This is a genomic window from Paracoccus niistensis, assembly GCF_042432925.1.
GTDB lineage: Bacteria > Pseudomonadota > Alphaproteobacteria > Rhodobacterales > Rhodobacteraceae > Paracoccus > Paracoccus niistensis.
The window spans coordinates 1-9791 of record NZ_JBHLWE010000048.1; the positions used below are offsets into that span (position 1 = coordinate 1).

The window sequence follows — 9791 nt, forward strand, 5'->3', positions numbered from 1 at the left end:
TGTGTGATCTCCAGTCCCTTGGTCACGATCTTATCTTCGTGTCCACGAAACCGGCAGCAGGCCAGCGTGTCGAGGCCGCGCTATGCAAACTTAACCTGGTGTCCACGAAACCGGCAGCAGGCTAACATGACCTTGAAGAACGTCACGCCTACGGCTGATCGGTTATAAGAGACTGGCTGGTTCGGTCGTCCTTCTTGAGCGCTGGCGGCGTCGCCAAAAGGTGATCAGGAAGGCAAGAAGCGCTAAGAGGAGCAGGAGCCACCAGAGCCAGGCGGCGCCATCATCACCTTCGAACGCACCAAACGTAAGGAACGCTATCAGGACCTCCGAACGTTTGCGTTCGACTGCACCGATTGCACAGGTCCCGTCACCCTGCGAGCGGCTCTTACTATAAAGGTCGACGCCCAGAACCAGCGGGTCGGATAAACAGAGCGCATAGGTACCGCCATCCCTTGCTGGGCTAACGAGGCCGGGTGCGTAGGACTCGTCCAATCCTGGATCGCCTGTCGCCACCCCTTCGCCACAGCTAGTGCCGCCATCCTGAAGGCTGGCGCCGAGGATAACCGGCTCTACTTCGAGGGCGCAATTGCCTCCAGCGTTTCGGAGAAGGATGGTGTTGCCGATTTCCACGATGCCCATCGCTGACACACTAAGGCCTGTGGCCAGGTTGTCGCCTATAACACTGTTGACGATGTGTAGGTCCGATCCCGTCACGGCGGTGGCGTTGCCGTTGCGGGCAATGATGGTGTTCCCTATCCGGCCCGGGGTCTCCGCCAGCGCCAGGGCCGCGCCTTCTTCCTCGGCATCGTTCTGGACCAAGATGCTCCGGCTAATCGAGAGTTGATCGCCCGACCCTTCTACGGTGCTGTCGAGAAGGGCCCGAATGACCTCCTCGTGTGGATCAGGGAGGGTTGCGGCGTTCCAAGCGGCGATGGCACCGCCGGCCTGCCGCGCGCGATTGCCTCGAAGGACCGAGCCCTCCACGACGACCTCTCCGGCAAAGAGGATCCCACCGCCGAACTCGGAGGCATTGTTGTCATTAAAGGTCGTGCGGCTGAGAAGCAGGCGCGGGAGGTCGATCCAGGGATCGACGCTCCAGATGTTGAGAAGCGGCGGGCGGCCCCAGCTCACGACTGCGCCCCCCGCCCGGGCTTCATTGCGGGTGAACGTGGAGCGCATCACCGTGAGACGGGAGCCTATGGCCTGTATCGCTCCGCCAAATCCCGGCGAGGCGTTGCCCCAGAACTCGCTATCGAAGATCTGGATGTCAGATCGGACCGCCGTGATGGCGCCTCCGCAGCATCCCCAAGACTCCTTGGCCGAGTCAGGGGCGAGTCCGTTACTGCTGAACTGAGACGCACGGATCCGAACGCGGGCATCGATCAGGAGGACAGTGCCGACGTTTCCGGCAAAGCTGGTTTTGTCGATCTCGACACGCCGGGAAAGGGCGATTCTGTTGGGGCTCGGCCAGGCGCCGCCGGCGATCGGATGATCGCTGTTGCCAATGAACTCCGAGTCTTGGATCTGCACGTCCTCGGCATTGACCACGGCGTTGCCGGGCGAAGCTGCCGGGTCCCCGTTGTCACGGAAGCGGCTGGCTGTAGCCTTCAGGGACCGGACGAGAAACGCGGCCGGGCTTCCATAAACCTCCACGTGATCGAGCTCGATGCGCGCCTGATCTCCGGCGACGATTGAGCCCACGACCGAAGCAGGATTGTTGAGCGTCAGGCCCGAGAGCCTAAGATGGCGGGAGGTTGTGAACATCGGTGCCGAGGCCGGTCCGCGCAGAGTAATGGGACCCACGGCGGAAATGTCGGCGTCTCCCGAAAGGGCGAGCGTTTGCGTGATCTCGATGATCGGCTGGTCCGGCGGGCACTCGATGCGGATCTGGCCATTTTGCGCCAAGGCGGTCCTGAGATTCAGACCGCCCGGCGCATCGTCCCGCCCGCAGACATCGACGACCTGGACGGGCTGGGCGGTGGCGAGACCTGGCAGGGCCGCTGCGAGCGCAGCGGCAACCCCCAGCGCAAGGACGCCTGCGCGAATGAGGTCAGAAGAGATCCTCAAGCGGATCTCCTTCCTCGGCTCTGCGAACTGGATTCATAGCATCATTGAGATTGATGTCGATGAATCGTCCGAGTGAGCGGCAGGACGCGGCCTGCGCAGCCGGAACGTCGCTGATCGTGAGGTGCGCGCCGTCGACGTGGTTGACGACCCCGCAGGCCCGGCGGTCCGCTCCGAAGTCCTCATTGCTCGGGGTGAACTCGAGCTCGCGACCGTCCGTGGTCACATAGGTGACCTCGTCGTCCGCCTCTTGGTTGGCCCAGTCGGCCATGTGCCCGCCGTTGCGCTCCTTCACGCGCGCGATGAAACTGTTGATTGAGCCGGCGAAGTCTGCCTTGGGCGCGACCTCGAAGAACCCCCAGTCGCCGTCGCGGTCATAAAAGGCAATGAAGATGCCTTGTTCGTCGGGATTCCCAATGGCTTGGCAAAGAGACGAGTCGATTGCAACGAAGCGGTCCGAGATGGGAACTGCGCAGCTTGCGGGATCGTAGCCGTCAGGCAGCCGCGGACGGAGCCCACACGCAAAGGAACCGACAATACAGTTGTTATCGGAGAACGAGACGAGCGGCCGCCCCTCGTCCATACCCCAGTTCACGTCACGCCCGTCGAAGCGCAGGAAGTCCCGGACCCGGCCTCCGTGAGGGACCCCTGGCACATGGGCCAGAGCGGTTCCTCTGGTCATGAGCGTGGTAGGGACGCCCACGCCCCGGTCATCATCGGGGACCTTGATGAAGTAGATCGTCATCCCCAGAGGAAACCGAAGGCCCTGGGCTGGCCGTTCATCGGTGCCGCCGGCCGTAATGAGCCAGCCGTCGCCGCTCACATACGCTTCGCGTGTCGCGTGTCGGTATTGCTGGGCTCGCGGGGTTGACTTGTTGATCGCCATACTGAGGATCATGGAGTCTGGCCGATACCGGGACGTCGAGTAGAAGACTAGTTGTTCGAAGGTCCCGGGGCCTGCCCGTCGGTCGGGGGCGAAGGCCATCTGCCCCGTCCACACCTGCAAGGCTGCCAGCATGGTGTCAGCCCCCTGGACGAGTTCGAGGAGAGGGCTCCCGTTGTAGTAAGCCTGGTTCGTCACGACCAATCGCCGGTAAGGGATGAGCCGCCGCCCGTCCAGCGAGCCTACGGCGGCCTTCACGGCCGAGAGGTCGAGAACGGCCGCAGCCGCGGTGACGACGGCTTGGTCCTTGGGGTCGCAACGCGCATCGGCGTTCAGCATTAGGGAGCTGAGGTTGTAGTCCCACTGGATGTCGCAGGCATAATCGAGCAGGTTGAGGATGGCGAAGTGGCTGAGCCGGCCATAGGGCTTGGAGTTGTATTCCACGAAGTCGTCCTCGACGATCCCCTGCATCCGCTCCAGGAGCCAAACGCGCAGATCCTCGTTCAGGACCGAGAGCTCGTCGAACTCTTTTCTCAGTCCCTGCTGGCTCAGTTCCGCCATCATTAGCTTGTTCTTGAGGTAGCGGGCCGAGTTCTGCATGAGCAGGTGGTTCTCGGTTTCCTCGATGCTTGCCGTCATGAGCGTGCCAAGACCGACGACGATGACGGTCGTGGAAACCACGGCCGCGATGGCCACAGCTGCCGCAGTTCCGGCTCCAGCAGCCCAGAGGATGCTTCCGGCCAGCGCCCCAGCTAGAACAACACCCGCAATCAAAAGCAGCGCCAAGAAGAAGCGTGCGAGATCCTCCCAGAAGGAGGTCTCTTCCACGGCATCCCGGCCATCTTCCGGGTAGCGCCCCAGGTTCGGGTCGGATCCACTTCCGCTCATGGTATCGGCGGCGGTCCCGAACTGGTTGGGGTAGTTGCCGCAACTGAAGAGCAGATTGAAGCTGTCCCTGGCCGTGGCCCCCTGCTCCGGGCTCGAGCGGAGCGTGAGGAACCGGTTGTTCAGCACGTCGACCGCCGCGCCCACGTTCAGCATGAGATCAGGGTCACCCACGCGATAAAGCAGATGAGCGAGACGCGTGTAAAGGGTCACAGCCATGTCCCAGTCGCCCTTCACTCCGTCGGGTTCGATAGTCCATTCCGAGAGGCAAGGCAGGGTTTTGGCCTCGGTTCCCGGCAGCTCGGTGAGCACCTTCTGAGCGCCAGGATCGCCATCATCCCAAGTCCAGGGACCGTGAAGAGGATGGTTCATGACCACATGGATCTGCCTCGCCATGCAGGACCTAGTCAGGACTAGCCAGACCTCTCCCGGACCGCCTGAACTGGCGACATCGTCGCAGGCTGGGCCGTTCGCCCCAAGTGGGTCGTCGTAGAGTTCCCGGTAGACCCGGCTAACGAGTTGGGCTGCAGTTTCGTCCTCGCGAGCCATCCCGTCGCTGGCTAGGCGGGCCCAATCCCGCTTGACCTCGTCTTCGATGCCTAGGCGGCTGATACAGTCCTCCGGCTCAAACTCCGGATCCTGGAGGATTGCAGCTTTGCCGATCATGAGATCGATGGGCCAAGTATTGAACCCGTTGTCCTCCGGACGCCCGGGATCCTTATAACCTTTCCCGAGGAACTTCGCCACGACATAGCGGCGGTTGAATACGAGCTCGTTGCCGCAGGCCATGGCCACATGGAGCCGTAGCGAGCGATCCGGAATCCCGTTGAAAGCGTCTAGGCCGGTCATGGCGGCGGGCCCCAGATCGGCGCTGGCTTGCGCCCTGGCCGTCGGGCACCCGGCGTAGGTCAGGAGGACCGCAACCAGGGTTGCCAGGAGGGTCCTGATCATTTGCCAGGCGCCAACTGTGGGTTAGACTGCTCGCCCGAAACCAAGCTGCGGATGGCGGGCGTGACGCAGGTGTAGTCGTCCGGAGTGGCGGCGCGCCAGACGAAGCCGGACGCGCAGGTCTTGGGACCAAAGGGGCCAGAAACCCACAAAAGCGCCGCGCGAGCGTTCTCGGCCCCAACGCGGCGGACGCTCTCGGGCGCCACACAAACCCCATCGTAAGGGACGGCGCGACGCGGCGCCATCGGGGCGGGACAGGCCTCGACGACAGGCCCGCCGAGAAGGGGGGTACCAGTTGTAATGGAAAGACCTGCCACCATAAGAAGCAAGCGCATTCTTGCAAGAGGCACCGTCTGGAGGAGGGTGCGGCTCACGCCTCTCACCACCCTCGGCTCAGTTCGCCGGAAGAGCGACATCGGCATGCTCACCTCTCTGCTTCAGGACCAACTTATGAGCATTGTCTGGATGGAATAGCCAATGCGAGCCGATGGCGCGAGCGCCGCAGACGATTCCAGCAGAGAAGGGACCGCCTATGAACCATGCTTATTCTTGCTGGCACTGAAAAGACGGCATAGATCTCCGCTCGAACCCACCGCCGCCGGGGTCGGCTACATCTGTTTGTCCGTATCCACCATTTCGCACTCGGTCGCTTTCTGCCGGGACATACTGGGATTCAGCCTGATCTTGGAGTTCTTGCAGATGGCCGTCGGTAAGCCGCTACCTCCACCACAACATCCGGCTCGACAGCTAGCGCCCGCCAGCGAAGACCTCTTTGAAGTTCCAACCGCTGCCAATCTTCACGGCCTGAATGGGCCAATCCGCCGACCCATCGCGAAAACCGGCGTGCTGATAGAATAACATGTCACCATTCTGGGTGATTGCATAGATGGCGCCGTTGTCTCCCGCAAAGACTTGGCGGAAATCCCAGCCATTGCCGATCTTCACGGCCTGGATGGGCCAATCCGCCGATCCGGTTTCATAGCCAGCGTGCTTGTAGAACAGCATATCGCCGCTTTGGGTGACGGCATAGATCGCACCCTCGCTTCCGGCAAAGACTTGGCGGAAGTTCCAACCGCTGCCGATCTTCACGGCCTGAATGGGCCAATCCGCCGATCCATCGCGAAAACCGGCATGCTGATAGAACAGCATGTCACCATTGCGGGTGATTGCATAGATGGCGCCGTTGTCTCCCGCAAAGACTTGGCGGAAATCCCAGCCATTGCCGATCTTTGTTGCTTGAACGGGCCAATCGGCTGAACCAGTCTCGTAGCCGGCGTGCTTGTAGAACAGCATGTCGCCATTTTGTGCGACTGCGTAGACGGAGCCCGCGTCACCAGCAAACACCTGACGAAAGTCCCAACCGTTGCCGATATTCGCAGCTTGGATGGGCCAGCTGGCTGAGCCATTTGTGTCACCGGCATGCTTATAGAACAGCATGTCGCCATTCTGCTGGACTGCGTAGACCGGGGTATCCGCGTTTGCCGCTGCGGCGACAGCATACGTGAACGCGACCAGCAAAGCGCTTCTGATCCGTAAATAGTTATGTCGCATTCTGATCACTCCGGTTGGGCAGCCGTGGTCGGAGAGCGGAGGTCCTCTAACCTCAATTCCTATGATCGCGCTGCATAATGTTCGAGCATAGAGAATAGCTTCGATAGTCTAGACCCGAATCGGCTCCGAGGCAAATAAGGACTGATAGGAAGCCACCCTGGTGTATAGCTCCGGCATCAAGTGGCAGAACGCGAATTTGCCGGGCATCCAGCGCATGATCGCCAGTGATCCCGAGGCTCCCGAAGCCATCGGGGACTAGCTCGCCCACGCCTTCCCCCGGACATGATCCCAGCCGTGGAGTGAACCCCTCGGGCTGGACCACGGGGGTTCTGGTCTGCCCATCTCGCCGCAACCTTAATCCGGTCAGGTTGCGGCCTTCTCCCCCTCCCCCATGGCAACTGTGAGCGCGTATTCTGACCGGCTGCACGTCACCCCAGAGCGCCTGCGCTGGAGCCGTCCGCCGGGATCGGTAACATCGTGCGGGCCGCGTTGGCCTGTGGCGCTCAGTCGATGCGGCCATGATCCATACCGGCTGCAACGTCCGCATCTCTGGCTTTCCCGGGAGGACAGCCGGGAGGACCGTAGCACCCGCACCTGGCCGGTCCAGGCCTTCTTCGACATCCTGCACCCTCTCTCTCGATGAGCCATGGCGCGCCTGCACGTGCTGCGTGGTCTCGGCCCTGAACGCGTCCGGCTTCCTTATTCCGTCTGCCCTTGGGGCCCGCCCGCCTTCCGGACCACTTCGTTCAACCCTGCCATCGCTGCATCCAGGTCCGACATGATGCGGTCGAGCCTCTCTTCGTCGAACTGCTCGCGGAGCCTTCTGAGCCGAGCCTCGATCTCCAGGGCATCCTTGCTATCCTGCGCAGCAGTCGCCGGATGTTCGGTTCTGCGGAACTGGCGTGCGCTGGCCGCGGGGGTCATGCGCGCCGCCAGTGAGGGCAGCGCCCAGAAGCGCGCGGTGCGCCTGCCCGTCAGGTTGACGAGACAGCCGGCCTCCACAAGCTCGCCGATCAGCGCGAGCGCCGTCCGGCGCGTCACACCCAGGCGATCGATGACCATGGCCGAGTTGACGACGGGCTGCGCCTTCAGGAGCTCGACGAGATCAGGTAGCCGCGACCGGCCGGAGGCGGCCGTGGTCTTAGATTGAAGCCGCGCCAGCTCATGACGAAGGGTGCCGAGATGGCCGAGATCCTGGGAAAGGCTTCGGGTGGCCGCTTCCAGGAAGGTCCCCAGCCCGGAAAGGGGTGACCATAGGCGGAAGCCGTTGCGGGTGAGCGCCACCGAAGGAGCAACGATCCACCCCGCCTCTGCCGGCATGAGGATCGCCCTATCGGCGGCGTCTTCCTCCGGCCAGCCTCCGCGACCTTCCGGCGAAAGCCCCCGCAAATGGCGCGCGGCCCCCTCGACAGTCATGAAGACGAGCCGCTCGGCCGCAGGGCTCGTGCGGCGCGATCGGAAGGCATAGTTCGCCGCCGCGCGCCAGCCCGCCAGGATCGGGACATGGGCCCAGGAACGACCGGCCTCGACCACCCGTGGCAGCTCGGAATCCTCCAGCATGTCAGTCTCGTCGATCGGCTGGCCGAAAGGCGTGGCCGCGGCTTCGATGCGCCGGATTGTTTCGATGGGCATGTTGAAGGGATCACCCGGCCGCTTGGCGACAGCGAGGATCCGCAGCGCCATCTCGGTCGCCCGCGCATCTTCCCCGATGGCCATGTTGCCGGTCAGGCGCAGCACCATCCCTGGCGTCGAGATCCTCTCCCCCTCCAGGCCCACCGATGCTGCCGCTTCCAGCAGGCTTGCCTCCATGCGCCAGAGGCGCGCCAGGGCGGGGTCTGCCAGCAGGATGCCCTCGAGCCTTCCGGCGAGGGCTTCGGAGCGAAGCAGGAGTGAACCGACATCCAACTGAAATCACGTACTCTTACGTTCAACGGTTCCTCTTAAGCACTCTTATCTCCACTTGGATAGTGGTTTTTCATATTTTGAGATCTGGTGCCGTACCAGCAAGCTGGCGGAGCGTGTCTGACAAGGTGACCTGGCTCCGGCACATGGCGGGCGAGGAAGGCTGAGCCCCCTGCCCTGCCGGGCTTTCGGGAGCGGTGCGGGACGAATGTCGCCTGGCAGCAGGAGGCTACCGCCGTTTACAAACGGTCGTTTCGTGGTGCCTTGTCGAATTGCAAATCACTGCGGTACCGCTATCATCACTGAAACCCAAGCCGCAGGACGGGCATCGAAGGTGACGATGGGCGATGAAGACCAGACGAGATCAGGCCAAGTCGGCAATGAGATGCCAGCGGGCCTCCTCAAGGCAGCCATCAGCTGTCCGGTGGCAGCGTTAGCCGCCTCGCCCCAGGCCTGCATCGCGGCAGCAGGTCCAAGGGCAACCGAGTTGCCGCGTCTGGCGGCATGAAACCCGAGAGCGCCTCATGCTGATCGGCTACGCCCGCGTCTCGACTGGCGAGCAGACGACGGATCCGCAGATCACGGAACTGCGAGCGGCGGGTTGCATGGACATCCGCTCGGAGACGGGATCAGGCGGCTCACGTGCCCGCCCTGCCCTCGCGCGGCTGGTGCGCGAGATCCAGGTCGGGGACACGCTGGTCGTGGTCAGGATCGATCGCTTGGCGCGCTCCCTGTCGCATCTTCTTGAGGTGATCGAAGCGGTCGAAGCGCGCGGCGCCTACTTTCGCTCGCTCCATGACCCGATCGACACAGCCAGCCCGCAGGGCAAGTTCACCCTCCAGGTGCTGGGGGCCGCGGCTGAGTTGGAGCGGGCGCTGATCCGCGAGCGGACACTGGCCGGACTTGCTTCTGCCCGGGCCGCCGGCCGGGTCGGCGGGAACCCGGGGCTGCGGCGCGGTGACAGCGTGGCCCGGCGCAAGGTCGCCCGCGCTCGGGACGAGAGCTATTTCGCAAAGCTCGAGGCTAGTGCCCAGGAGTGGGTCCCCCTGGTGCGGCGCCATCGTCCGGACATGCCCTGGCAGGACCTCGTCCGCATTATCAACGCCCGGCGCGACCAAGGCGCACCGGCCTGGACCGTCGAGCGGCTCCGCCGCGCTGTTGCCCGCTTTGTGCGTGAGGGCCTGCTGCCGAAGAGCGTCCTTGAACGGGCGAGCCCCGCGGCGACCAGTGACCGGCTTCTCGCGATCGTCGCTGCGATCAAGGGGGCGGATCCGGAAATCACGCTGCAGGGGATCGGCCAGCGCCTGGAAGAGATGCGGGAACGCACACCGCGCGGCCGGGACAAGTGGCAGCCCTCGAGCGTGAAGATGCTGGTCGACCGAGCGCGCAATCTGGGCTTGCTCAGCCAAGACTGACAAAACCTAACAAAACTCCTGATCTGGTTGCGGCAGATTAGGGCAACGCCAGGCAGGACGAAACCCGTCTGAATATCGGTGGACGCGCTACCCCAGATGCGACTTCGGATCCCGTGAGAGTTTCTCTCGTCGGTGTCCACGAC

5 protein-coding genes are annotated in these 9791 nt (G+C 63.3%); 1 reads left to right on the forward strand and 4 read right to left on the reverse strand.

Annotated elements, in window-relative coordinates; translation table 11 throughout:
- Positions 1–162 precede the first annotated feature (162 nt).
- From ACFFII_RS16560 to ACFFII_RS16575, 4 genes are all read right to left on the reverse strand, one after another.
- Positions 163–2067: a hypothetical protein gene (locus ACFFII_RS16560; RefSeq protein ID WP_377699975.1), complete on the reverse strand. Its 1905-nt coding sequence runs from the start codon at positions 2065–2067 to the stop codon at positions 163–165.
- Positions 2051–4783, reverse strand: a complete 2733-nt coding sequence (locus ACFFII_RS16565; protein WP_377699976.1) for a hypothetical protein — start codon at positions 4781–4783, stop codon at positions 2051–2053. The genes ACFFII_RS16560 and ACFFII_RS16565 overlap by 17 nt, the downstream gene beginning before the upstream one ends.
- 744 nt (positions 4784–5527) lie before the next feature.
- On the reverse strand, positions 5528–6331 hold the full coding sequence (locus ACFFII_RS16570; protein ID WP_377699977.1) for a tachylectin-related carbohydrate-binding protein: 804 nt from the start codon (positions 6329–6331) through the stop codon (positions 5528–5530).
- 699 nt (positions 6332–7030) lie between these two features.
- The gene (locus ACFFII_RS16575) at positions 7031–8140 is read right to left on the reverse strand and encodes a helix-turn-helix domain-containing protein (protein ID WP_377699978.1); all 1110 of its coding nucleotides are present in this window, start codon (positions 8138–8140) and stop codon (positions 7031–7033) included.
- A 617-nt stretch (positions 8141–8757) separates the two neighbouring features.
- Between ACFFII_RS16575 and ACFFII_RS16580 the strand changes: the two genes are divergently transcribed.
- Complete coding sequence (locus tag ACFFII_RS16580) at positions 8758–9648, forward strand: recombinase family protein (RefSeq protein WP_377699979.1); 891 nt, start codon at positions 8758–8760, stop codon at positions 9646–9648.
- The last annotated feature ends 143 nt before the right edge of the window (positions 9649–9791 follow it).

What these genes read in the sequence shown, in the direction of transcription:
- ACFFII_RS16565 (WP_377699976.1), bottom strand. Translation starts at nt 4,783, where the DNA reads ATGATCAGGACCCTCCTGGCAACCCTGGTTGCGGTCCTCCTGACCTAC.
- ACFFII_RS16580 (WP_377699979.1), top strand. Translation starts at nt 8,758, where the DNA reads ATGCTGATCGGCTACGCCCGCGTCTCGACTGGCGAGCAGACGACGGAT.
- ACFFII_RS16575 (WP_377699978.1), bottom strand. Translation starts at nt 8,140, where the DNA reads ATGGAGGCAAGCCTGCTGGAAGCGGCAGCATCGGTGGGCCTGGAGGGG.
- ACFFII_RS16570 (WP_377699977.1), bottom strand. Translation starts at nt 6,331, where the DNA reads ATGCGACATAACTATTTACGGATCAGAAGCGCTTTGCTGGTCGCGTTC.